The organism is Mesorhizobium australicum, assembly GCF_900177325.1.
Taxonomy (GTDB): Bacteria; Pseudomonadota; Alphaproteobacteria; order Rhizobiales; family Rhizobiaceae; genus Mesorhizobium_A; species Mesorhizobium_A australicum_A.
In genome coordinates this window covers 3068218-3090765 of record NZ_FXBL01000004.1, presented here as the reverse complement: position 1 = coordinate 3090765, position 22548 = coordinate 3068218, and the positions used below count along the sequence as shown (strand labels likewise).

Below are 22548 nucleotides of genomic sequence, written 5' to 3'. Positions count from 1 at the left end.
TGAGTTTTATGAAATTGGATCAACTCTTCGTTGCTAAGACTGACTCCGTCGTTGTCAACTTTGCAGATTAATCGGGCTTCGACGCATCTGTATCACCCAGCCGCGTCCGCTCCAATGCGAGGCGACAGGAGCGGGCGCACGAATGGCTGACGAGACGACCCGCGCAAACGCGCTTGCGGTTCTGGTGATGCTGGCGACGCCGCTTCTGTTCTCGACCAACCTGATCTTCGGCCGCGCGGTGATCGGCGACGTGGCCCCGTTCACCCTCGCCTTTATTCGTTGGGCGCTTGTGGCGCTGGTCCTGGCGCCCTTCCTGCTGCGGGAGCGGCGGATGCTCTGGACGGTGCTGACGGCGCGACCGGGGCTGGTTGCGACACTCTCCTTCCTCGGCATGGTTGTGTGCGGCGCCGGCGTCTACCTGGCGCTCACCAGCACCACCGCGACCAACGGCACGCTCATCATGACCAGCTCGTCCGTCTTCATCATTCTGATCGAGGCGGCCTTCTTTGGCCGCGCGATCGGAATGCGCGAGGCGACCGGCTCCGCGATCGCCTTTGCCGGTGTCGCCGTCATCGTGCTCAAGGGCAATCTCACCGCCTTGCTCCGTCTCGATTTCCACTGGGGCGACGTTCTGTTCGTCGCCGCCGCCTTCTGCTGGGCGGTCTATTCGATCCTCTACCGCTCTCCAGATCTGCGCGGCGTCTCCAATCTTGGCCTCTTCGGCCTTGTCGCAGCGGTTGCGACCCTCATGCTCGCACCGACCGCTGCCGTTGAATTCGCGCTCGGCGGCTCGATGCCGGATCAGCCCTCGGACTGGATCTCCATCGCTGGCATCGTCATCTTCGCCTCGCTGCTGGCGTTTTCCGGCTTCCAGTACGGCGTACGCGCGCTGGGCGCTTCGCTTGCTGGTATCTTCATGTATCTGATGCCGCCTTTCGCGGTAACGATGGCCGTGGTCTTCTTCGGCGAGAGGTTTCAGCCGTTCCATGCGGCCGGCATCGCGCTGGTGATGGGCGGGGTGATCCTCGCGACCTTCCCGTCGCGGACGAAAACGGCTCAGCCGAGCGTGCCGAGCGCCGGGAACGTCTCCAGCAGCCAGTAGGACGCCTTCTGGACCCCGCCGGTGAGGAACAGCACGCCGGCCACGACCAGCAGCGCCCCCATCACCTTCTCCACCCGGCCGAGATGCGCGCGGAAGCGGGAGGCGAAGCGCATGAACGCACCCGAGAACAGAGCGGCGATGATGAACGGAATCCCCAGCCCGGCCGAATAGGCCGCGAGCAGAACCGCACCGTCCGTCACTGTGTCGCGCCCGCCGGCGAGCGTGAGGATCGGCCCGAGCACCGGTCCGATGCAGGGCGTCCAGCCGAAGGCGAAGGCGAGCCCCATTACATAGGCGGCGGTCATCGACGCCGGCTGTCCGCCGGCCTGGAAGCGCGCCTCGCGCGACAGGAAGGGGATGCGCACGACGCCGAGGAAATTCAGCCCCATCAGGATGATGGCGAGCCCCGCCGCCATGGCGAGCGGCTGCTGCCAGACCCTGAGCAACTGTCCGATCGACGAGGCGCCTGCCCCCAGCGCGACAAACACGGTGGAGAAGCCAAGCACGAAGGCGAGCGAAGCGGAAAGCAGCGCCGTCCGGTTGGCCGTGGCGGTGGCCGTCCCGTCGGGATTGCGGAATTCCTCGACCGACACCCCGGCCATGTAGCACAGGTAAGGCGGCACCAGCGGCAAGACGCAGGGCGACAGGAACGACAAAGCGCCCGCCCCCACCGCGCTCAGATATCCAACATCGATCGCCACGCCGCCTGCCCGCCTTCGAATGCAAATGACGGCCCGGATATAGCGACCCAGCCCGTCACGCGCCATTCACCTTGGCGTGGCGAAGGGACGCTGGAACTCACCGGTTTCCTGAGCCCACGTGCTCCATCGGATCCGAGAAGTATCTAACTAAAGCTCAGAGGAGATCCGGCAGCCAGTATCTTTGTCCACGACATCGCTGCGCAAAGGCGCCGGAGCAACATGCAGGAGTTTCGTCCGAAATTTCTGTTGTCCGCGGTGACGGTGGCGACGGCTGACCAGTCCCAGGGGAAAGGGACCTGAATAGGTCTACGGAATAGCTACAGAGCGTTGAGCGTTCGCATCCCGTCCAGAAGGGTATCCACGTCCACAATCCAGTTGTTATGACTCGGCAAAGACCCTCGCTCGGTCGGCGTCCCGAACACAAACGAAAAATTCGCGTTTTGGCTGGCGACCACGTTGCTGAAGCCGAACAGGAAATCCCTCGTCCCGCAAAGCACCACGATCAACTCCGCCATAAAGGCGAAGTAAGTGATGTAGATGTTTGAACCGCCTACGCAGACGATGATCTTTGCTTGCGATACGATACGCATCTGTTCCGGGAACGGGTAGTGCTCCGGTATGAATTCTTTGAAACCGTGCTGATGCAGTTTCTCGACAAGCTCCGTTTCATTTTCCAGTACTCGGAAGCCCGGTCTGTCGATCGACATGGAACGACGCGAAATGTAGATTTTTTCTGCGCCGGCCATGCGGGGCGAAACATCCTTTGGCGATTTGTCCAGCATCTCTCGGAAGGCATCGATCGTTTCCGGCCGTTGATACTGCTCCGGTGACGCCAGGGCCGGGATTAGCGCATCATGGACGGCATAGACGAGGCGCGGGTTATGATGAACGATTTCGATTTCAGGGTCGATGAAGTTCAGTATGCTTTTCGCCCACTTCGGCGCGGCGTAGGTCATAACGCTTTTGATCTTGCGTTCCTTTGCCAGCAGCAAGAGCTTCGGTATCCCGCGATACAGGAACGCCCCGAAATTCGCCGGCTCGTCATAGCAAAGAAGCGCGCAATCTTTGCCGTCGATATCAACAACTCGACTCATGTCGATATCGACATCTCCGCGCTGGTTGAACGGGATGTTCTCGTCGAAACCGAGAGGAAGTTTATAGGCGTACTCCTTGTTAGCCCCCGCTGCGTCGACAAGGCTTCGATCGTTGAACCATTTCCCGCCTAACGAATACAGCCTAAATCCGCACAGAGTAACTTGATCGAATTCGAACGCTGAAAATCGGCAAGAGACTGTATCATACTCGCGTATTCCGACCGGAACTAAATTCTTCGATGCGTTTGGGAATACAAAATACTTGTCTCTGATATGGTACGACTCCGGAGGAAGGATCTTTGTTTCTGATCCGCCTTGTAAGTCATCAGAGCTGCTTAGGTTCATATTTGAGTTTACAGCCAGAAATACTTAGAGATACCTGAAAGATCGCTCAATTTCGCGGTCGGCGTCATGTTAATTTCGGCGAAATATTTTTCAAGCCCTATGTCAGATATTTCCATGTCTATATATTTGCGGACTATTTCAAAGTAGGAGTCCGAAAGCACAGTGGAAGTTGGGGACAGGTTTGATACCAGCACTAAGCCGGTGGGTGGGGCGTCGACCGAGACGATAGTCAGCTCTGGCCTAAACTCCCTGAGAGCCAGAAGAACCTTCCAAACGTCGCCAGCCCACCATTCGGGATGCGGCGAAGTTTCGGAATACCGCTGATCCCCACCGCTGCGCCTTGCCACGTGGCTATCGGTCGGAATGCAATCGTGCATGGCAATGATTGAATTCGGGCGGCAATGGCGTTCCGTGTTGATGAAATCTCTCAACAGATACTCGAACAGATGCATCCCATCGAGGAAGGCAAGGTCAATTTCTGATCCCAGCAATGCGGACGGTGAGTGATCGCGGAAAAACTGGTCGCTCGTCATCTGGAAAAAGTGACAAGCGGGCTTGCCAACGAGACAGTTTCCGTCGACCTGGAACTTAGGGTCGATTGCGATCGATTTCGCGGTCGACAGCTTCAGAGTGGCGCCGTTCAGAGTGCCGATTTCCAGGTAGGTCCTGGGGTTTAGCGTCGCATGCAATGAGCGAAGCACCGCGTGGTATGGTGCGCCTTTATGATCCGTTACTTGCTCGTACCCTGCCATGCCACCCTCTGCCAATAAAGGACTTGAGGGTGGCATGGATTCGGCCAAATTTGCAATCCATCCAGTTGGCACACAGCGAGTTAAGAGGCGCCATCCGCGTTCCCAGCGAATTCGAGCGCGACCGCTATGCATCCGCCACGAAAGCCTAGTACCCGTGGGTCTTACATTGAGCCCGCCCCACTAGGGCGTGGACTCAATAGCGCGTATCCACAGCCGCGCTGATGCGAGTGCGACGGCGGCGAGGAAGTTGCGTGCCAGCTTGTCGAAGCGGGTTGCGATGCGACGGAATTGTTTGAGACTGCAGAAGTAGCGCTCGATCAGGTTCCGCTGCCGGTAGAGTTGGGGATCGACCGATCGTTTCAGCTTCACCTGACTTTGTGTCGGGATATGCGCCGTTCCGCCGCGTGTGACGACCATCTCGACGATCGCTCGGCTGTCGTAGCCGCGGTCGGCGACCACGACGGTAGCGGCCGGAAGACCTGCCAAGAGGTCCGGGAAAGCGGTCTTGTCTGAAGCTTGGCCGGGCGTGATCAGCAAGCGCACCGGCAGGCCGTCCTGATCGACCACCGCGTGGATCTTGGTGCTCAGTCCGCCACGAGAACGGCCAATGGCGTGATCCGGCCCCCCTTTTTTCCGCCCGCGGCATGCTGGTGCGCGCGGACGATCGAGCTGTCGATCAACTGAAGCGACTGCGGAGATCGCTCGGCCAAGGCTTCAAACATCCTCAGCCAGACGCCCTTCTTCGCCCATCGATTGAAGCGGTTGTAGACCGTCGTGTATGGGCCGTATCTTTCCGGCAGGTCTCGCCAGGGCGAACCTGTCCTCAGCACGTAGAAAATGCCATTCACGACCCGACGGTCGTCTGCACGGCGAGCCCCTTTGCCTACCGCCGGAAGCAGCGGCCCCACAATCCGCCACTCCGCCTCGCTCAGATCATAGCGCGCCATTTCAAGGCTCCTTTCGATAACCTTGAATCAAGCTTCGCTCAGCAACTCAAGCCTTATTGAGTACAGACTCTAGAGGTCGAGGTTGCCCTTGTGCAAACATAAGAGATGAGCCGACCGGTCAGCGCCGAGGAGGCGATCGGCTCCATCCTTATCGCGCGGCAAATTTCTCGCGCGTATCTTGCAAGAACCGCGCACTTCCTCTTACGTGCCAGACGCCACTTCAGAAATACAGCTATTTGAAGCATTGCGTTGGTGCGCGAATTCAGGACCCGGAGATCAAAGCCCTCATCACATATGATAAAAAACAGTCATCTGCGTTTTGCTATGATTTATCGAGAGGTGGCGTGGCGAGGGACAAGATTTCCCGCCTTGTGAACTGGTGCGTTGCTTATCTTTTGAAATCGATGTTGGGTCGTGCGATATAACCGTGGTTGCTTGGGGGTATTCAGTTGCATAAGGTGCCGCATCTATATCCGTTGACTTCGCTTCGCTTTTTCGCGGCGGCGGTTATCGTCGCGGGCCATATTTTGCCGACCATTGTAGGCACCCCCGGAGACAGCCGTTACGGTCTAGGGGTGAGTTTCTTCTTTGTGCTGTCAGGGTTCATCCTGACATATCAGTATCGAGACTTCTCGCGCCATTCGGTGAAGGCGTTCTACGTCGCTAGATTCGCACGATTGTGGCCAATTCATCTCGTGACGTTCTTGCTCGTTGCCATAATACTGCAGCCTCAACTTTTACTTAGCCCGATGCATGCTATGACGGCGATGCTGAATCTTCTATTGCTCCATGCATGGCTACCGATCAGTGGCCTGGTATTCTCCTGGAATGCACCGTCGTGGAGCATTTCGGATGAACTTTGGTTTTACCTTCTGTTTCCTTTTCTCGCTCGAACAAAGCGATTGTGGGCATGGCTAGTTGTCCTGATCGCGATCGCGGCGTTTATCATTTTTAGCTTCCCGATCGCCAAGGCAACGCTCTTCGAGTTTTCGTATGTCCATGCGATTATGCAGCATCCGGCTGTACGCGTTGTCGAGTTTGCTGTCGGGGTGTTCGCCGGGCGGCTGTTTAACGCCGGTCTCCGAATCAAGGGGCCAGCCATGGCTTTAGAGGCCACAGCGATAGCACTCATGCTTCTCTACGGTCTCACCACCATAACCGTTCAGGGGTTCATCACGTCGAACGTTCATCAGAGCCTTGGCGTCTGGTACAACCAATCGGGTGGTCTCCTGGTTTTTGCCTTTGCGATCTTTATCTTTGCTCAGAGCGATGGGCCTGTATCGCGACTGCTTGCATGGCGCGGACTGGTTCTTCTCGGCGAGATCAGTTTCTCAACCTACATGGTTCACCAGATCATTATCCGCTACGCCTTCACGCATAGATGGTCTGATGCCATGGGCGCTGTACCGGCAACAATTGTCGTCCTGACTCTTGTCTACTTGAGTTCATGGGTGTTGTGGCGGACTATAGAGATGCCGTGCCGGCGCTGGATAATCGCAAAAGCTCAGGCATCTTGAACGGTCAAAATGCCGGATACTTGTAATCGATCCGTCCGCCGCCGGGCATGATTTGTCGTAGTTCTTAAATCGCATGGCGTTGCCCCCTGCCACGCCGACCGCCCGAGCGGATTCTCACCAACTGCTGTCGCGACAGTATATGCATCGCTCCTGACGTGAGCCTCCGACTTCCTTTCAGCGCAGAGAAGAGTCCAGGGGTTCGTGCTTCGGTCCCAATTTGCGCCTGGCCGAATTCAGCTGGACCATAAGTCCCGCAATCGGTCTCATCTACACCATGAAAAGAGAAGCGCAGCAATTCCAAGCACTTAAATGGTGAGCGCGATGGGACTCGAACCCATGACCTACAGATTAAAAGTCCGTTGCTCTACCAGCTGAGCTACGCGCCCGTCGGGTGGCACGACGCCCCCTCGAAAGTGCGGCGGAACATAGGGATGGCGCCCAGCGCGGTCAACCCGGAATCCGGGCCATTTCCGCGGTTCCCGAGGCCGTAGGAACTTCTTGTTATGTCGCTCGTTGATCGTGATTGCAGCTCTTTCGGAGGGATACGACGTGAGCAAGACCATTTCAGCGAAAAAGTCGTCCGCGACAAAGCCGCTCGAAGCCAGCACGGGCGCCGGCGCCGCGATTGCCGAGCGGTCGAAAGATGCCAAGTCCGCCGCGCCTGGAAAGAAGTCGCCGCCGAAGCAGGCCAAGGCCGCCGGCGGGCCCAAGACGGCGAAGACATCCAGCGCCGCCAAGCCTGTCGCTCCGGCGAAATCGCCGAAGGCTGCCTCCAAATCCACAGGCAAGGTCGCAACCAAGCCAGCGACGAAGGCAGCCAGGAAGTCCGATGGAGCCGCCGCGAAAGCTCCGAATGGCAAGGGCACGGCAAGTACCCTGGTCGCCGGAGCGAGCAGTATGGCGAGCGGCTTGGCGTCGATCGCTGGCAGCGTCGCTGGCGCCGTTGCCGGCGTCGTGGCGGGTCGCAGCCGCGGATCGACCAAGGACAGCAAGGCCGGACAGAAATAATCCGCGACGTGCGGAACCCTATGCCTTCCATTACGTTGTAGGGGCGTGACGGGCTGTCCCCCACCCCCGAGGCCCGTCCCGTCCCAACTGAGAGCCGGTCGTCAGACCGGCTTTCTTTTTATGCCAGGACGCCGTCTGCCCCGGCGCGGACATATTTGCAGTGGAACCAACGCTTACAGACGCGCGTTGAGCGCGCAAAGGGACATCCTCGTTCGAACCCAGGAGGTTACTATGAAAAGGCTTGCGAGCATTCTCAGTGCAGCGGCCATGTCCGCCGCGATAGCGGTGACGTCGTTCGCGCCGGCCAGCGCGGTCCCGTTGCCCGCACCCCGGATTGCTGCCGACAATGGCTTGATCAACGTGCAGAATCAGTCCGTCTACGAATGGGGTGGCCGTCGCTCGGGCGGCGATCGCTACTGGGGCGGCAATCGCCGCGAGCGCGGTGATCGCCATTGGCGCGGTAATGGACCGCGGCATGGCTGGCACAATGGCGGATATTATTACAATGGCCACCGCGGCTATCGACACAAGCGCCACGGTTATCGCTACCATGACGGCTGGTGGTTCCCGGCCGGCGCGTTCATTGCGGGTGCAATCATCGGCAATGCGATCAACTCGGCCCCGCCGCCTCCCCCGCGCTACTATCGCGGCGGTGGCAGTGCCCACGTTCAGTGGTGCTACAACCGCTACCGGTCCTATCGCGAGTGGGACAACACGTTCCAGCCATACCACGGCCCGCGCCAGCAGTGCTATTCGCCCTACAGCTGATCGTTGAGCGTTTACGGCATGTTGAAAGCCCCGCGCCACAAGGCGCGGGGTTTTGCTTTGCTAACGGCTGAGCGTGCGTGACACCGCGTCGTGCCAGCCGGCGACCTTGCGCTTGCGGGTCGTGGCGTCCATCGCCGGCTCGAAGCGGCGGTCGAGCGCCCAGCGCTTCGCGAACGCCTTCTCCTTCGGCCAAACGCCCGCGCGCGATCCCGCCAGCCACGCGGCCCCGAGCGCCGTCGTCTCGAGTATCTTCGGCCGGTCGACCGGCGCGTCGAGGATGTCGGCGAGCCGCTGCATGGTCCAGTCCGACGCGACCATGCCGCCGTCGACCCTGAGCACCGTCTTCGCCGCCGCGCCCTTCCAGTCGCGCTTCATTGCCGAAAGCAGGTCGGATGTCTGGTAGGCGACCGATTCGAGCGCGGCGCGGGCGAACTCGGCAGGACCGGAATTGCGCGTCAGCCCGAACATCGCGCCGCGTGCTTCTGCATCCCAATGCGGCGCGCCCAGCCCAACGAAGGCCGGGACAAGATAAACCTCCTGGCTGTCGTCCGCCTTGGCAGCAAGGATACCGGAATGTTCGGACTTCTGGATCACCTTCAGCGAATCGCGCAGCCACTGCACGGCCGCGCCCGCGATGAAGATCGAGCCTTCCAGCGCATAGGTGGTCTTGCCGTTAAGCCGATAGGCGATCGTGGTCAGCAGCCGGTTCTTCGAGCGGACGATCTGCGGGCCGGTGTTGAGGATGGCGAAGCAGCCCGTACCGTAGGTCGACTTCATCATGCCCGGCTCGAAACAGGCCTGGCCGATCGTCGCCGCCTGCTGGTCGCCGGCGACGCCGAGAATCGGGATTTCGTCACCGAAAAGCGCCTTTTCTGTCCGGCCGTAGTCGTCGGCGCAGTCCCTGACCTCTGCGAGCAGCGCGCGCGGTACCCGCAGCAATGTCAGCAGCTCGTCGTCCCACTCGTTGGCCGAGATGTTATAGAGCAGCGTGCGCGAGGCATTCGTCGCGTCGGTCGCGTGGACCTTGCCGCCGGTCAGCCGCCAGATCAGGAACGTGTCGATCGTACCGGCCAGAAGCTCGCCCTTTTCGGCGCGCCGCCGCGCGCCCTTCACCTTGTCGAGAATCCAGGCGATCTTGGTGCCGGAGAAATAGGGGTCGAGCAGCAGCCCGGTCTTGGCGGAAATGCGGCGTTCATGGCCCGCCTTCTTCAGCTTGGCGCAGAGCGGCGCGGTGCGCCGGTCCTGCCAGACGATCGCATTGTGGATCGGCTTGCCCGTCGCTTTGTCCCAGACGACCACGGTCTCGCGCTGGTTGGTGATGCCGATCGCCGAGATGTCGACCGCCTTCAGCTGCGCCTTCTTCAGCGCGTCGCGCATGGTGGCGACGACAGTGGACCAGATCTCCTCCGGATCGTGCTCGACCCAGCCCGACGCCGGATAGATCTGCGCGAATTCCTTCTGCGCGACCGCGACGATGTTGATCTCGCCGTCGAAGACGATCGCGCGGCTCGACGTCGTGCCCTGGTCGATCGCAAGGACGTAGCCGCTCACGCTGGCCTCGCCGTGATCTGCGCAGCCGCTGGCCGCGTCGGATATAACGTCATCTTCTCCTCCCAACGCAATCGCACCCAGTGGAAGGTGCATCTTCCGGCGAGACCTATTCGCCGAAAAGGAAATGTTTCGAACCTCATTCGAATGTCAAACGAAATCGGCACTCATGCCGATGTCTCGATCAGCTCGACCTCTGCCTCGGCCAGGATCCGCCGAACCGAAGGGATATCGCAGCGGTCTGTGATGAAGGTGTTGACCTGGTTGAGATGGCCGATGCGCACCGGCGCGGTGCGTTCGAACTTGGCTCGGTCGGCGACGAGGATGACATGGCGCGTATTGGCGATGATCGCCTGCGCCACCTTCACCTCGCGATAGTCGAAGTCGAGCAGCGCGCCGTCATGGTCGATCGCCGAGACGCCGATGACGGCGTAGTCGACCTTGAACTGGCGGATGAAGTCCACCGCCGCTTCGCCGACAATACCGCCGTCGGAGCCGCGCACCACGCCGCCGGCGATCACCACCTCGATCGACGGATAGACCCGCATCCTGTTCGCGACATTGATGTTGTTGGTGATCACCATCAGGCCCTTGTGGTCCAGCAGTGCCTTCGACACCGCCTCGGTCGTGGTTCCGATGTTGACGAAGAGTGAGGCATTGTCGGGGATCAGCCGGGCCGCGGCCTTGCCGATCGCGTCCTTCTCGTCGGCGGCGATCTTGCGCCGCGCTTCATATTGCAGGTTCTCGATGCCGGACGGAAACAGCGCCCCGCCATGGATGCGCGTCAGCAGCCGCTGGTCGCAGAGGTCGTTCAGGTCCTTGCGGATCGTCTGCGGCGTGACCTGGAAATGCGCCGCGAGATCCTCGACCAGCACCCTCCCCTTGTCCTTGGCGAGCTGGATGATTTCGGAGTGGCGCGGGGTGAGCAGCACGGTTTCCTCCCGTTTTCGTTTTGCGCCAGGTTAGCGGAAAACGAAAATCTCGGAAAGCCTCAGCCGGACAATTCAGCCGCGATCCCGCGAATGACCTCAAAGGCCGTGTCCGCGTCCTCCTCGCGCATGTCGAACTGACCGGCCTGGAAGCGGATTGCGACCTTGCCGTCCACGCGCGTCTGCGTGAGGTAGATGCGCCCGTCGTCGTTGATGCGGCGCACGAGCTCGTAATTGTGAGCGTCGGAGTCGCTGCCGGCTGCCGGCAGGTGACGAAAGCTGAACAGGGAAAGCATCGGCGGCGTCACGATCTCGAAACCGGGCTCCGCTGCAAGCCGGCTGGCGACCTTTCGCGACCAGGCGACATGGTTGCGGATCATCCCGCGCAGATGTTCGAGCCCGTAGGCGCGCAGCAGGAACCACAGCTTCAGTGCTCGGAAGCGGCGTCCCAGCGGCACCGACCATTCGGAATAGTTGATGATGCCGTCGGCGCCGTGTGTCTTGAGGAATTCCGGCTGGATGGCAAGCGTGCGCACCAGTTCACCGGGATTGGCGATGAACTGGACGGAACAGTCGAACTGCGCGCCCAGCCATTTGTGCGGATTGAACACGACCGAATCGGCTCCGTCGACCCCGGCCCATAGATGCCGGAATTCCGGGCAGATCATCGCGGAGCCCGCCCAGGCCGCGTCGACATGGACGTAAAGTCCGTGCCGGCGCGCTACCTCCACCACGCCCGCGACATCGTCGGTCCCGCCGACGCTGGTGCCTCCGACCGAAGCGATGATGCCGGCGGGAAGATAGCCGGCATCGCGATCGCTGCGGATCGCTGCATCCAGCGCGCCGACATCCATCGAGCGCTTTTCGCCCTGCACCGGGATCCGCACCAGATTATCCTGGCCGATGCCCGACACCCAGATCGCCCGGTCGATCGAGGTGTGCACCTCGCCGGAGCAATAGATGCGCAGCTTCGGCTGGCCGGGCAGGCCGTCGATATTGCCCTTCCAGCCCAGCGCCCGCTCGCGCATCACCAGCACGGCGTTCAACGTGGCGGAGGAGGCCGAATCCTGGATGACGCCGGTAAATCGATTCGGCAGGCCGAGTGCCTGGCGCAGCCAGTCGACCACGCGCGTCTCCATCTCGGTCGCCGCCGGCGAGGTCTGCCAAAGCATGCATTGCGCGGCCATCGCCGTGACGAGGTATTCGGCCACCACCGAGGCGGGTGCGGCATTGGCCGGGAAATAGGCAAAGAAGCGCGGATGCTGCCAGTGCGTCATGCCGGGCACGACGATTCGCTCGAAGTCGGCGAAGATCGCCTCCATCGGCTGGCCTGCCTCCGGTGGGCTCGGCTCGAGCTGTGCCGCGATGTCGCCCGGCTTCGTCTGCGCCCGGACCGGCAGGTCGCGAAGTCTCGCCCGGTAGTCCGCGCCCCATTCGGCGGCCTTGGACGACCAGTCGCGAAACTCGTTGTCCTTCACGGCGTCATCCCATCGGAAAGTCGGGTAGGTTCTTGAACGCGGCCTTCAGCGCGCTCGACCAGCCGTCGGATACGGTGCGGTAGTAAGGGTCGTCGCCGGTGATCCGCTTCTGGAAGCCGACGCGCAACGTGTCCTTCTCGTAGAACAGCATGTCGAGCGGCAGGCCGACCGACAGATTCGACTTCAGCGTCGAATCGAAAGACACCATCAAGAGCTTCGCCGTTTCCTCGAAGCTCATCGCCGGGTCGTAGGCGCGCACGATGATCGGCTTGCCGTATTTGGTCTCGCCGATCTGGAAGAAAGGCGTGTCGCCGCCGGCCTCGATGAAATTCCCTTCCGGATAGATCATGAACAGCCGCGGCTCGCTGCCCTTTATCTGGCCGCCGAGGATGAAGGAGGCGTTGAAATAGCTTTCGGCCTTCTGCCCTTCCAGCGCGGTGCCGCTGATCACCTCGCGCACGATGTTGCCGACGATCTGCGCCGTCCGGAACATCGACGGTGTTTCGAGCAATGTCGGCGCCCGGTCGCCTACCGCCTTGCTGCGCTCGTCGAGCAGGCTGACCACGGCCTGGGTCGTAGCGAGGTTGCCGGCCGAGAGCAGCACGATCACCCGCTCGCCCGGCTCCGACCAGACATGCATCTTGCGGAAGGTGGAGATGTTGTCGACGCCGGCATTCGTGCGCGTGTCAGACATGAACACGAGCCCGCGATCAATCTTCAGGCCGACGCAATAGGTCATGGAATCGATCCGCAGCGGATAGGTCGGGGATTACTGCTCGACCGTAATGTGAACCGCAAGCGTTTCCAGCGCCTGTCCCAACCTAATTCCCGACACAGGCGCGGTGTCGCGATAGTCGCGCCCGGTGGCGAGCGTGACGTAGGTCTCGTCCGGCGACATGCGGTTCGACGGATCGAAGCCCACCCAGCCGAGCCCCGTCACATGCGCTTCGGCCCAGGCATGGCTCGCCGCCTGCTCGCCATCCTTCATCAGGTAGCCACTGACGTAACGTGCCGGAAAGCCGCCCAGCCGCGCGGCCGAAATGAAAACATGCGCATGGTCCTGGCACACGCCCGCACCGAGCTTCAGCGCCTCCTCGGCCGTCGTGGCGGAGGTCGTTGCGCCAGTCTTGTATTCCACCTGGTCGGCGACGAGATCCTTGAGGCGGTGCAGCCGTTCGAGCCCGTCGCCCTCGCCCAAGCCCTTGGCAAGCGCTGCGATCTTCTTGCCCGAGGCGGTCAGCGGCGTTTCGGCCTCAAACAGCCACATCGGCGCGAAGCCGCGCTGCGGGCCGGTAACGCCTGCTGTGTCAGCGGTCTCGACCTCGCCGGTCGCCGTGATTGCGACGCTGCGCGGCTCGCCCTCGATCGAGATGAGCCGCGTCTCGTTGCCGAACCCGTCGATGTAGCGCAGTTCCTCGCGCGCCCCGTCGACCGCGATCTCCCAGGTGATAACAGTCTGTGCGCGTCCACTCTGCGGCGTGAGCCGCAGCCGCTGCAGCCCGTAGCTCAGCGGCGCGTCGTAGCCATATTCGGTCCGGTGGGAGATTTTCAGTCGCATGGGATCAGTTGAACCGGTATTCCTCGGCGATCTGGTTGCCCAGCCGGTTGTTGTCGCCGATGAACTCGACCAGGAACTCGTGCAGGCCCCGGTCGAAGATGTCCTTGATCGAGCCGACTCTCAACTTGGCGAGCGTGGTTTCGACGGTGTCGTGGCAACCGAAACGATTGCCGTATTCCGTCGCCAGAAAGCTCAGGCTTTCCGCGATGTTGCGGTAACAGAAGGCGAGCGAGCGCGGCATGCGCCCGTTGAGGATCAGGAAGTCGGCGATGTTGGTCGGCTTGTATTCCGCCTCGTAGACCCAGCGATAGGAACGGTGCGCCGCAACCGAGCGCAGGATCGACTCCCACTGGTAGTTGTCAAGCGAAGATCCAACCCAGGACACCGACGGCAACAGGACATAGTATTTCACATCGAGGATGCGCGCCGTGTTGTCGGCGCGCTCGATAAAGGTACCTATCTGGCTGAAGTCGAAGATCTCGTTGCGCAGCATCGTGCCGTAGAACGAACCGCGGATGAAGGCGGTCTCGCGCTTGATCTGGTCGAGGATGCGCGGCAGGTCGCGTTCGTCGATCGGCGCCTTGAGCAGCCGCTTCATCGACATCCACGCCTCGTTGATCGCTTCCCAGGTTTCGCGCGTCAGCGCCGTACGCACCATGCGGCCATTGTTGCGCGCCGTTTCGATCGCCGACATGACACTCGACGGATTGGACGTATCGCGCAGCAGGAAGTCCGCGACGGTGTCCGCCGTGAACTCGGTGTGCTTCTGCAGAAAGGAAAACTCGACGCCGGCCGAGACGACCACCGAGGTCCACTCGTCGGTCGAACTCGCCGTGCTCGTCAGCGCAAGCCGAAGCCCGGCATCGACCAGCCGTGCCATGTTCTCCGCCCGCTCGATGTAGCGGTTCATCCAGTAGAGGCCGTTGGCGTTGCGTCCGAGCATCAATTGACCGGCGAATGGAGAGTGGCGAATGGCGAGTCGGGAGGGCGACGGTCTATCATGGCGCTAGTCATCCAGGACCCAAGTGTCTTTGGTTCCCCCACCCTGTGACGAGTTGACGACCAGCGAGCCTTCCTTGAGAGCGACGCGCGTCAGTCCTCCGGGCACGATCTGTATCTTGTCGGAGACTAGTACATAGGGTCTTAGGTCGACATGCCGCGGCGCAAGTCCGCCTTCGACCAGGATCGGACACGTCGACAGCGCGAGAGTCGGCTGCGCGATGTAGTTTCCCGGCTTCGCCGCCAGCTTGGCCGCGAACGCTTCACGCTCCTTCTTCGAGGCCGTCGGGCCGACCAGCATGCCGTAGCCACCAGAGCCGTGCACTTCCTTGATCACCAGTTCGGCGATGTGTTCCTGGACATATTTCAAACTGTCCGGCTCCGAGCAGCGCCAGGTCGGGATGTTGCCGAGGATCGCCTTGCGGCCGGTGTAGAACTCGATGATCTCCGGCATATAGGAGTAGATCGCCTTGTCGTCGGCGATGCCGGTGCCGGGCGCGTTGGCGATGGTGATCTTGCCGGCGCGGTAGACATCCATGATTCCCGGCACGCCGAGAGCGGAGTCCGGCCGGAAGGTCATCGGGTCGAGAAAGGCGTCGTCGACGCGGCGGTAGAGCACGTCGATCGGCTTATAGCCCTGCGTCGTGCGCATCGCGATATGGCCGTCGACCACGCGCAGGTCCGAACCTTCAACCAGCTCCACGCCCATCTGGTCGGCGAGGAAAGCGTGCTCGAAATAGGCAGAGTTGAAGATGCCGGGCGTCAGCACCGCAATCGTCGGCGTGCCCTTGCAGCCGTCGGGCTTCACGTTGGCGAGCGACTGGCGCAAGAGTTGCGGGTAGTTCTCGACCGGGCGCACCTTGACGTGCTGGAACAGCTCCGGGAAGAGCTGCATCATCGTCTCGCGGTTCTCCAGCATGTAGGAGACACCCGAGGGCGTGCGGGCATTGTCCTCCAGCACGTAGAACTCGTTCTCGCCGGTGCGCACAATGTCGACGCCGATGATGTGGGTGTAGACGCCAGCCGGCGGGCGCACGCCGATCATCTCCGGCAGGAAGGCCTCGTTGCCGGCGATCAGGTGCTTCGGGATGCGCCCGGCCTTCAGGATTTCCTGCCGGTGGTAGATGTCATCGAGGAAGGCGTTCAGCGCCACGACCCGCTGCTCGATGCCCTGCGTGAGTCTGCGCCACTCCTGGCCGGACAGGATGCGCGGGACGATGTCGAACGGGATCAGCTTTTCGGAGGCATCCTCGTGTCCGTAGACGGCGAAGGTGATGCCGGTCTTGCGGAAGACGCGCTCGGCGTCGCCCATCTTTTCCGTCAGGCGCGCCGGATCCTGTTTAAGGAGCCACTGCTCGTATCCCGCATAGGGTTTCCTGACTCCCGAACCGTCGGGACGCATTTCATCGAACGCAACCAATCGGCCTTACTCCCCTGTGCGCTCATTTCATCGGGCCGATTTCGGAATTGCAAGCGCAATCGCGCGTCAGATGCACAAAGCACGGCCAAAGTCGGATTTTGCCCAGCGTGATGGCACGGTGCTTGTTTGCTGGGCGCGGAGGTGACCGCAAAGCGGGCGACGCGCTTCCGCTCAGAAGGCGCGAAAGGTCATGATCGTCAGCGTGTCCCTGATTCCGGCGACGGAATGGACCTGCTCGTTGACGAAGTGGCCAATGTCGATGCCGTCTTCGATATAGAACTTGACCAGCAGGTCCCACTGGCCCGCCGTGGAGTAGATCTCGGAGGAGATCTCCTTGTCGGCGATGGCGGCCGCGACCTCATAGGACTTGCCGAGATCGCATTTGATCTGCACGAACAACGCCTGCATTCCGACCGCCTCTCCTGTTGCGCGGCCTGACTCTCGCAGGAAGGATGCGCGGTTTCAAGGCGAGCGGGCGATGGCTGCGCATATGTTGTGAAACTGCGGCGCGATTTCCGGCGTATATTGGAGAAGGTCCGGCCACGATCGAACGCCGGGACCGGGAGCCCTGCCATGCGCATCGTCCTTGCCGCTGTTCTTTGCCTCCTGTCCGCCCTGCCTGCCGCCGCGGGCGAAGCCGAAGTGCGCTCGGCGCAGTCGGCCATCGACGGCCAGCTGAAAGCCTTCCTCGCCAACGACGGGCCTGCCGCCTACGGCTATGCTGCGCCGAACATCAAGCGTATCTTCCCGACGGTCGAGGCCTTCATGGGCATGGTGACCAACGGCTACCCGCCGGTGCGGCGGCCGAAGACCTATTCCTTTGGCAAGGTCGAGGAAATGAGCCCGACCTCTATCATCCAGCAAGTGCTGATCCTCGGCCCTGACGGCAAGGAATATGAAGCCGTCTACACACTCGAACTGCAGGCCGATGGAACCCACAAGATCACCGGATGCAGCCTGCGCGCGTCCAACGCGCTCAGCACGTGACCGGTGCGATGTCCCCCCGCGCCCACCCCTCGGTCACGGCCGCCGCATGGTCGACAAAGCGGCTTTCGCGGATCGCGCCGCGCAGGCCGCGCATCAGGTCCTGATAATAGGAGATGTTGTTCCAGGTGAGCAGCATCCCGCCCAGCGCCTCGCCCGACTTGATCAGGTGGTGCAGGTAGGCGCGGCTGTAGTCGCGCGCGGCAGGGCAGCTGCTCTCCTCATCCAGTGGCCGCGGGTCGTCGGCATGGCGCGCATTGCGCAGGTTGATCTTGCCGCGACGCGTGTAGGCTAACCCGTGTCGCCCTGCCCGCGTCGGCATCACACAGTCGAACATGTCGATGCCGCGCGCCACCGACTTGACGATGTCGTCCGGCGTGCCGACGCCCATCAGATAGCGCGGCTTCTCGTGCGGCAGTTCCGGGCACGTCGCCTCCAGCATGGTGAGCATCACTTCCTGCGGTTCGCCGACCGCCAGCCCGCCGACCGCATAGCCCTTCAGCTCCAGCGCCTTCAACGCCTGCGCGGAGCGGATGCGCAGTTCCGCGTCGTCGCCGCCCTGCACGATGCCGAACATCGCCTTGCCCGGCTGGTCGCCGAAGGCCGTCTTGCAGCGGTCAGCCCAGCGCAGCGACAATTCCATCGCCCGCTCGATCTCTTGTCTCTTGGCCGGCAGCGCCACGCACTCGTCGAGCTGCATCTGGATGTCGGAATCGAGCAGCCCCTGGATCTCGATCGACCGTTCCGGGCTCATGTGCCAGGACGAGCCGTCGATATGCGAGCGGAAGGTCACGCCGTCCTCGGTCAGCTTCCTGAGCTGCGCCAGCGACATGACCTGAAAGCCGCCGCTGTCGGTGAGGATCGGCCACGGCCAGCGCGCGAACTCGTGCAAGCCCCCCAGCCGCGCGACGCGCTCCGCACCCGGCCGCAGCATGAGGTGATAGGTGTTGCCCAGGATGATGTCGGCGCCCGCCCCGCGCACCTGGTCCATGTACACGGCTTTCACCGTTCCGCCGGTGCCGACCGGCATGAACGCCGGCGTCGCGATCGTGCCGCGCGGCATCGAAATCTCGCCGGTGCGCGCCGCACCGTCGGTGGCGTGGAGGGTGAATTGGAAGCTCGTGCTGCTCATCGAACCGCCTCCATGGCGACCCAGCCGTGCACCATCGCCCTCGCCTTGAGATCGTAGGAGAAGACGTTACCGCCGCCCGCCGGCTGGTCGCGTATGCGGGCGATCGGCATTACCGCAAGATGGCAGAACAGCAGCGTGCCGACGCCGCCGTGACCTACGAGGAGAACGTCGCCGTCCTTATGCGCCGCAAGCACTGCCTCGGTCTCGCGTATGATCCGCGCCTGCGCGTCCGCCGCCCGCTCCCACCCCCTGATGCTGACGTCAGGATTGGCGAAAAAGGCGTCGGCGACCGTTTCGAATTCTGGCGGCGGCAGGAAGCCGGTCGCCGAACGATCATTCTCGTGCATCGCCTCGCGCACCGCCATGCCGATCCCGAGCGATGCCGCGATCGGTTCGGCCGTCTCGACCGCCTTACGCTCGGCGCTGGAGACGATCGTCGTTGTGCCGCCAAGCACGCCGCGCGCAGCAAGCGCCGCGACGCGGGCAGCACCCACCTCGTTCAGGCCCCAGTGCGGAACCGGAACGTCCGGATCGATCCGCACCTGCGGATGCGTAAGATAGCGCAGGAGCATGGTCAGCGAAGCCCCGCTCGAAACAGCAGCCCCGCATCCCCATATGAGTAAAATCGGTACCCGCCCGCGATCGCATGCGCATACGCCGCCCGCATCGTCTCCAGCCCTGAAAACGCCGACACCAGCATGAACAGGGTCGAGCGGGGCAGATGAAAGTTCGTCATCAGCACGTCGACGAAGCGGAAGTGGTAGCCTGGGGTGATGAAGATGTCGGTCGGGCCGGTCCAGGCCGACAGCCTTCCGTCCTCGCCGGCCGCACTCTCCAGCAGCCGCAGCGAGGTCGTGCCGACGCAGACGATACGCCCTCCCCGCGCCTTCACCGCGTTCAGCGCCGACGCAGTCGCGGTCGAGACGCGCCCAACCTCGGCATGCATCTTGTGATCCGCCGTGTCGTCCGCCTTCACCGGGAGGAAGGTGCCGGCCCCCACATGCAGGGTCACGAAATGCCGCTCGATGCCCGCCGCGTCGAGTGCTGCGAACAGGTCCGGCGTAAAGTGCAGACCTGCGGTGGGCGCCGCGACGGCCCCTTCCTCATCTGCATAGATGGTCTGGTAGTCGGCCCGATCGCGCTCGTCCTCCGGCCGCTTCGAGGCGATATAGGGCGGCAGCGGAATGTGTCCGACCGTGTGCAGGGCCTCGTCCAGCGCAGCACCCGAGAAGTCGAAGCGCAGCAGCACCTCGCCGCCCTCGCCTTTCTCCTCCACCGTCGCGTCCAGCGCGCCCATCAGGCAGATGTTCTCGGTATGGCCGAAGGCGATGCGGTCGCCGACCGTGACCCGCTTGGCAGGCCTGAGAAATGCGCGCCAGGCGTCCGGGCCGACGCGCATATGCAAAGTGGCGTCGACGCGCGCGCTCGCCTCCCCGCGCCGCCTCAGGCCGGACAGCTGGGCCGGAATGACCTTCGTGTCGTTGAACACCAGCGCGTCGCCCGGACGCAGCAGGCCCGGAAGGTCGCGCACGACCCTGTCCGCGAGCGCCTCGCCCGGCCTGACGACCAGCAGTTTTGCGGAATCGCGCGGCACCGCCGGGCGGAGCGCGATTCGGTCCTCCGGCAGGTCGAAATCGAACAGGTCGACCTTCATTGGAGTTCGGAGCAATCCACGACGAAAGCGCCCTTGCCCTTGAAGGTGAACACGCCTCCGGCGACGCGGCTGTCGCCTTCCTCCGCCTTCACAACGCGCAGGCGGGCGATGATCTCGTTGACGTTCTCGTCGGTGAAGTCGACCGCGAGCATACGGTCGTCCTCAAAACCTTGGCCTACCGTGATCGGGGTGCCCGGCATGATGTCGGGCGCCGTCGACCAGCTTTCGCCGCCGATGGTAATCACCGCCCGTGCAATCGACAGCACGTCCATATGGCCGACCAGCAGGTCGATGCCCACGCCCTCGCCGCCGCACGACAGCTCGCCGGTCGCCTGGGCAGGCCAGGCGGCGCATGCGAGAGCGGCGGCGAGGAGCGCGCGCTTCATGATCAGGCGATGTCCGCGGCGACGCGCATCGTCTTGATCGAGTCGGGATCGCGCACGGGCTCGCCGCGCTTGATCTTGTCGACGTTGTCCATGCCCTCGATCACCTGTCCCCACACCGTGTACTGCCGGTTGAGGAAGGAGGCGTCGTCGAAGCAGATGAAGAACTGCGAGTTGGCCGAATTCGGGTTCTGCGAGCGCGCCATCGAGCAGGTGCCGCGCACATGCGGCACGTTGCTGAATTCGGCCGGCAGGTTGGGCTTGTCCGAGCCGCCCATGCCGGTGCCGGTCGGGTCGCCGCCCTGCGCCATGAAGCCCTCGATGACGCGATGGAACACCACGCCATCATAGAACTTCTCGCGGGCGAGTTCCTTGATCCGGGCGACGTGCTTCGGCGCAACGTCCGGGAAGAGTTCGATCACGACCGGTCCTTTGGTCGTGTCCATGATGATCGTGTTTTCCGGATCCTTGATCTCAGCCATGTGTTCGGTCCTTTCGATGCTCTGGAAATGGGTAGTCGAGCGAATAGTGATTAGTGAGTATTGAGTAGTAAAGCTCGCCTCAGGCCAATCCTCCGCCTGCTACTCACTACTCCCTACTCACTCAGTTCTTGTCGGCCGCGATGCGGACCTTGATCATGCGGTCGGGGTCGGAGACCTCGCCATTGCCGCCCGCGCCGCGCTTGATCTTGTCGACCAGCTCCATGCCCTTCTCCACCTCGCCGACCACCGTGTACTGGCCGTTCAGCGACGGGTATTCGGTGAACATGATGAAGAACTGCGAATTAGCCGAGTTCGGATCCTGCGCGCGGGCCATGCCGAGCACGCCGCGCACGAAGGGCGTCGAGGAGAATTCGGCCGGCAGGTCCGGCTTGTCCGATCCGCCGGTGCCGGCGCGGCTGGGGTTGAAGCCGTCATTCATGTCGCCGAACTGAACATCGCCGGTCTGCGCCATGAAGCCTTCGATGACACGGTGGAACGCCACGTTGTCGTAGGCGCCCTCTCGCACCAGTTCCTTGATCCGCTCGACGTGCTTGGGCGCGAGATCGGGCCGAAGTGCGACCGTGACGTCGCCATCCTTCAGCGTAATGATCATCGTGTTCTCGGGCTCGGCCGCGAGCGCCGGTTGTCCGAGCAGGATGGCGCCGAGGGCGACGGCCGACATGAAGCTGCGTCTGTTCATGAAAACTCTCCGGAAGGGTCAGGACCCGAACTTGGCCGCCAGCGCTTTCGCGACGACCGCGGGGACGAAGGGGCGGATGTCACCGCCCATCGAGGCGATCTGGCGGACCAATGTGGCGGTAATCGTACGCACCGAGGGGCTGGCCGGCAGGAAGACGGTCTGCAGCTCCGGCGCCATGGTCTCGTTCATGCCGGCCATCTGCATCTCGTAGTCGAGGTCGGTGCCGTCGCGCAGGCCGCGGATCATGATCTTGGCGCCGTTCTTGCGCGCAGCGTCGATCAGCAGGCCCTGGAAGGAGATCACCTCCAGCTTGGCGGCGTCTTCGCCCAGTTCGTCGCGCGCGGCCTGCTCGATCAGCGCCACACGCTGCTCGAGGCTGAACACCGGCGTCTTCGAGGCCTGGATGCCGATCGCCACGAAGATCTTGTCCGAAATCGTGAGCGCGCCCTTCAGCACGTCGAGGTGCCCGTTGGTGAGCGGGTCGAAGGAGCCGGCATAGATGGCGATGCGTTCGGTCATGGCGAGAGCTTCTATTGATCCCGCTCAAGGAAGGCAATTCACCAGGTTGGTAGAAAGGTGAATGTTGGATGAACGCCGCGCTCAGGCTGAGTTCAAGGCAATCACGGCAATGTGCATGCAAGGACAATGAAACCGAAACGGTGTTCGGCCGTTATTGCCGTCAAGGAGACGACACCATGATCATCTTGATGCTTGCCGCCGCAATGACCATCGCCATGCTGATCGCAACTGCCTTCGGCATCCACGAAGAAAGCCGCCGCGCCCACCAGGAGCGCAACATCCGCTCCACCCGCCCGTTCGGCCTGACGAATTGAGCCGTGGCACAAGTTGAGCGCCTCCGCGAGACGATCTCCTCCGGGAGGTGATCGCACAGTCACGGGCTACCTGTACAATCGGAGACCTTCTCGCGCCGTCATCCTCGGGCTTGGCCCGAGGATCTATCGACATAGGCGCACAGAAACGGAATAACTATCAGCTACTTGCGAGCTTCGGCAGATCCGCGGGACAAGGCCGAGGATGACGGCTGCT

General features: G+C 62.3%; 24 protein-coding genes, 1 tRNA gene and 1 pseudogene. 6 read left to right on the top strand and 20 right to left on the bottom strand.

Annotated elements, in window-relative coordinates; all coding sequences use genetic code 11:
- Positions 1 to 142: 142 nt before the first annotated feature.
- Positions 143 to 1102: a DMT family transporter gene (locus tag B9Z03_RS17740; RefSeq protein ID WP_085465425.1), complete on the top strand. Its 960-nt coding sequence runs from the start codon at positions 143 to 145 to the stop codon at positions 1100 to 1102.
- On the opposite strand, the gene B9Z03_RS17735 is transcribed toward B9Z03_RS17740, so the two are convergent.
- From B9Z03_RS17735 to B9Z03_RS17720, 4 genes and pseudogenes are all read right to left on the bottom strand, one after another.
- Positions 1057 to 1803, bottom strand: coding sequence for a cytochrome c biogenesis CcdA family protein (locus B9Z03_RS17735; protein WP_085465424.1), 747 nt, complete (start codon positions 1801 to 1803; stop codon positions 1057 to 1059). The two genes, B9Z03_RS17740 and B9Z03_RS17735, sit on opposite strands and share 46 nt — an antisense overlap.
- Positions 1804 to 2120: 317 nt before the next feature.
- Positions 2121 to 3242 (bottom strand): glycosyltransferase family 61 protein, encoded by a 1122-nt coding sequence (locus B9Z03_RS17730; RefSeq protein ID WP_085465423.1) that lies wholly within the window; start codon positions 3240 to 3242, stop codon positions 2121 to 2123.
- Between the two features lie 8 nt (positions 3243 to 3250).
- Positions 3251 to 3994, bottom strand: coding sequence for a class I SAM-dependent methyltransferase (locus B9Z03_RS17725; RefSeq protein WP_085465422.1), 744 nt, complete (start codon positions 3992 to 3994; stop codon positions 3251 to 3253).
- 180 nt (positions 3995 to 4174) lie between these two features.
- A pseudogene (locus tag B9Z03_RS17720) lies at positions 4175 to 4941 on the bottom strand (IS5 family transposase).
- 458 nt (positions 4942 to 5399) lie between these two features.
- Between B9Z03_RS17720 and B9Z03_RS17715 the strand changes: the two are divergent.
- Positions 5400 to 6458 (top strand): acyltransferase family protein, encoded by a 1059-nt coding sequence (locus tag B9Z03_RS17715; RefSeq protein WP_244561918.1) that lies wholly within the window; start codon positions 5400 to 5402, stop codon positions 6456 to 6458.
- 310 nt (positions 6459 to 6768) lie between these two features.
- Here the strand turns inward: B9Z03_RS17715 and B9Z03_RS17710 are convergent.
- Positions 6769 to 6844 (bottom strand) — tRNA-Lys (locus B9Z03_RS17710).
- A gap of 163 nt (positions 6845 to 7007) precedes the next feature.
- Between B9Z03_RS17710 and B9Z03_RS17705 the strand changes: the two genes are divergently transcribed.
- Both B9Z03_RS17705 and B9Z03_RS17700 read left to right on the top strand, forming a co-directional pair.
- Positions 7008 to 7466, top strand: a complete 459-nt coding sequence (locus tag B9Z03_RS17705; protein ID WP_139832308.1) for a hypothetical protein — start codon at positions 7008 to 7010, stop codon at positions 7464 to 7466.
- 231 nt (positions 7467 to 7697) lie between these two features.
- On the top strand, positions 7698 to 8234 hold the full coding sequence (locus B9Z03_RS17700; RefSeq protein ID WP_244561773.1) for a BA14K family protein: 537 nt from the start codon (positions 7698 to 7700) through the stop codon (positions 8232 to 8234).
- Positions 8235 to 8294: 60 nt separating this feature from the next.
- On the opposite strand, the gene glpK is transcribed toward B9Z03_RS17700, so the two are convergent.
- The 8 genes from glpK to B9Z03_RS17660 all read right to left on the bottom strand — a co-directional run bounded on the left by glpK (position 8295) and on the right by B9Z03_RS17660 (position 16574).
- Positions 8295 to 9785, bottom strand: a complete 1491-nt coding sequence (gene glpK, locus B9Z03_RS17695) for a glycerol kinase GlpK (protein ID WP_085467723.1) — start codon at positions 9783 to 9785, stop codon at positions 8295 to 8297.
- 164 nt (positions 9786 to 9949) lie between these two features.
- On the bottom strand, positions 9950 to 10714 hold the full coding sequence (locus B9Z03_RS17690; RefSeq protein WP_085465419.1) for a DeoR/GlpR family DNA-binding transcription regulator: 765 nt from the start codon (positions 10712 to 10714) through the stop codon (positions 9950 to 9952).
- A gap of 59 nt (positions 10715 to 10773) precedes the next feature.
- Positions 10774 to 12189 (bottom strand): pyridoxal phosphate-dependent decarboxylase family protein, encoded by a 1416-nt coding sequence (locus B9Z03_RS17685; protein ID WP_085465418.1) that lies wholly within the window; start codon positions 12187 to 12189, stop codon positions 10774 to 10776.
- A 4-nt stretch (positions 12190 to 12193) separates the two neighbouring features.
- Positions 12194 to 12928, bottom strand: a complete 735-nt coding sequence (locus B9Z03_RS17680) for a proteasome-type protease (RefSeq protein WP_085465417.1) — start codon at positions 12926 to 12928, stop codon at positions 12194 to 12196.
- 30 nt (positions 12929 to 12958) lie between these two features.
- Positions 12959 to 13747, bottom strand: coding sequence for a transglutaminase family protein (locus B9Z03_RS17675; RefSeq protein ID WP_085465416.1), 789 nt, complete (start codon positions 13745 to 13747; stop codon positions 12959 to 12961).
- A 4-nt stretch (positions 13748 to 13751) separates the two neighbouring features.
- Positions 13752 to 14693: an alpha-E domain-containing protein gene (locus tag B9Z03_RS17670; RefSeq protein WP_085465415.1), complete on the bottom strand. Its 942-nt coding sequence runs from the start codon at positions 14691 to 14693 to the stop codon at positions 13752 to 13754.
- A gap of 60 nt (positions 14694 to 14753) precedes the next feature.
- A complete protein-coding gene (locus tag B9Z03_RS17665; protein WP_085465414.1) occupies positions 14754 to 16166 on the bottom strand; it encodes a circularly permuted type 2 ATP-grasp protein in 1413 nt (470 codons plus the stop codon).
- Between the two features lie 171 nt (positions 16167 to 16337).
- Positions 16338 to 16574, bottom strand: a complete 237-nt coding sequence (locus tag B9Z03_RS17660) for an Lrp/AsnC ligand binding domain-containing protein (RefSeq protein ID WP_085465413.1) — start codon at positions 16572 to 16574, stop codon at positions 16338 to 16340.
- Between the two features lie 165 nt (positions 16575 to 16739).
- Here B9Z03_RS17660 and B9Z03_RS17655 point away from each other — a divergent pair, with 165 nt between their 5' ends.
- Positions 16740 to 17153 (top strand): DUF4864 domain-containing protein, encoded by a 414-nt coding sequence (locus tag B9Z03_RS17655; protein WP_085465412.1) that lies wholly within the window; start codon positions 16740 to 16742, stop codon positions 17151 to 17153.
- On the opposite strand, the gene tgt is transcribed toward B9Z03_RS17655, so the two are convergent.
- The 7 genes from tgt to coaD form a co-directional block, all read right to left on the bottom strand.
- Positions 17143 to 18282 carry a tRNA guanosine(34) transglycosylase Tgt gene (gene tgt / locus B9Z03_RS17650; protein ID WP_085465411.1) on the bottom strand — a complete coding sequence of 380 codons (1140 nt, stop codon included), beginning with the start codon at positions 18280 to 18282 and terminating at the stop codon, positions 17143 to 17145. The genes B9Z03_RS17655 and tgt overlap by 11 nt on opposite strands.
- The gene (locus B9Z03_RS17645) at positions 18279 to 18854 is read right to left on the bottom strand and encodes a histidine phosphatase family protein (protein WP_085465410.1); all 576 of its coding nucleotides are present in this window, start codon (positions 18852 to 18854) and stop codon (positions 18279 to 18281) included. Before B9Z03_RS17645 ends, tgt begins: the two co-directional genes overlap by 4 nt.
- Before the next feature lie 2 nt (positions 18855 to 18856).
- Positions 18857 to 19936: a tRNA preQ1(34) S-adenosylmethionine ribosyltransferase-isomerase QueA gene (gene queA / locus B9Z03_RS17640; protein WP_085465409.1), complete on the bottom strand. Its 1080-nt coding sequence runs from the start codon at positions 19934 to 19936 to the stop codon at positions 18857 to 18859.
- Positions 19933 to 20322, bottom strand: a complete 390-nt coding sequence (locus tag B9Z03_RS17635; RefSeq protein WP_085465408.1) for a hypothetical protein — start codon at positions 20320 to 20322, stop codon at positions 19933 to 19935. The genes queA and B9Z03_RS17635 overlap by 4 nt, the downstream gene beginning before the upstream one ends.
- Positions 20323 to 20324: 2 nt before the next feature.
- The gene (locus tag B9Z03_RS17630; RefSeq protein WP_085465407.1) at positions 20325 to 20801 is read right to left on the bottom strand and encodes a peptidylprolyl isomerase; all 477 of its coding nucleotides are present in this window, start codon (positions 20799 to 20801) and stop codon (positions 20325 to 20327) included.
- Positions 20802 to 20922: 121 nt separating this feature from the next.
- Entirely contained in the window at positions 20923 to 21501 is a 579-nt protein-coding gene (locus B9Z03_RS17625; protein ID WP_085465406.1) for a peptidylprolyl isomerase, read from the bottom strand.
- A gap of 18 nt (positions 21502 to 21519) precedes the next feature.
- Positions 21520 to 22020, bottom strand: a complete 501-nt coding sequence (coaD, locus tag B9Z03_RS17620) for a pantetheine-phosphate adenylyltransferase (protein WP_085465405.1) — start codon at positions 22018 to 22020, stop codon at positions 21520 to 21522.
- A gap of 68 nt (positions 22021 to 22088) precedes the next feature.
- Here coaD and B9Z03_RS29460 point away from each other — a divergent pair, with 68 nt between their 5' ends.
- Positions 22089 to 22334, top strand: a complete 246-nt coding sequence (locus B9Z03_RS29460; RefSeq protein WP_139832307.1) for a hypothetical protein — start codon at positions 22089 to 22091, stop codon at positions 22332 to 22334.
- The last annotated feature ends 214 nt before the right edge of the window (positions 22335 to 22548 follow it).

Bases quoted from the DNA above. Each gene is read 5' to 3' on its own strand.
- coaD (WP_085465405.1), bottom strand. From the start codon at position 22,020: ATGACCGAACGCATCGCCATCTATGCCGGCTCCTTCGACCCGCTCACC.
- B9Z03_RS17625 (WP_085465406.1), bottom strand. From the start codon at position 21,501: ATGAACAGACGCAGCTTCATGTCGGCCGTCGCCCTCGGCGCCATCCTG.
- B9Z03_RS17740 (WP_085465425.1), top strand. From the start codon at position 143: ATGGCTGACGAGACGACCCGCGCAAACGCGCTTGCGGTTCTGGTGATG.
- B9Z03_RS17630 (WP_085465407.1), bottom strand. From the start codon at position 20,801: ATGGCTGAGATCAAGGATCCGGAAAACACGATCATCATGGACACGACC.
- B9Z03_RS17655 (WP_085465412.1), top strand. From the start codon at position 16,740: ATGCGCATCGTCCTTGCCGCTGTTCTTTGCCTCCTGTCCGCCCTGCCT.
- B9Z03_RS17700 (WP_244561773.1), top strand. From the start codon at position 7,698: ATGAAAAGGCTTGCGAGCATTCTCAGTGCAGCGGCCATGTCCGCCGCG.
- B9Z03_RS17635 (WP_085465408.1), bottom strand. From the start codon at position 20,322: ATGAAGCGCGCGCTCCTCGCCGCCGCTCTCGCATGCGCCGCCTGGCCT.
- tgt (WP_085465411.1), bottom strand. From the start codon at position 18,282: ATGAGCAGCACGAGCTTCCAATTCACCCTCCACGCCACCGACGGTGCG.
- B9Z03_RS29460 (WP_139832307.1), top strand. From the start codon at position 22,089: ATGAACGCCGCGCTCAGGCTGAGTTCAAGGCAATCACGGCAATGTGCA.
- B9Z03_RS17680 (WP_085465417.1), bottom strand. From the start codon at position 12,928: ATGACCTATTGCGTCGGCCTGAAGATTGATCGCGGGCTCGTGTTCATG.
- B9Z03_RS17725 (WP_085465422.1), bottom strand. From the start codon at position 3,994: ATGGCAGGGTACGAGCAAGTAACGGATCATAAAGGCGCACCATACCAC.
- B9Z03_RS17645 (WP_085465410.1), bottom strand. From the start codon at position 18,854: ATGCTCCTGCGCTATCTTACGCATCCGCAGGTGCGGATCGATCCGGAC.
- B9Z03_RS17730 (WP_085465423.1), bottom strand. From the start codon at position 3,242: ATGAACCTAAGCAGCTCTGATGACTTACAAGGCGGATCAGAAACAAAG.
- B9Z03_RS17675 (WP_085465416.1), bottom strand. From the start codon at position 13,747: ATGCGACTGAAAATCTCCCACCGGACCGAATATGGCTACGACGCGCCG.
- queA (WP_085465409.1), bottom strand. From the start codon at position 19,936: ATGAAGGTCGACCTGTTCGATTTCGACCTGCCGGAGGACCGAATCGCG.
- B9Z03_RS17660 (WP_085465413.1), bottom strand. From the start codon at position 16,574: ATGCAGGCGTTGTTCGTGCAGATCAAATGCGATCTCGGCAAGTCCTAT.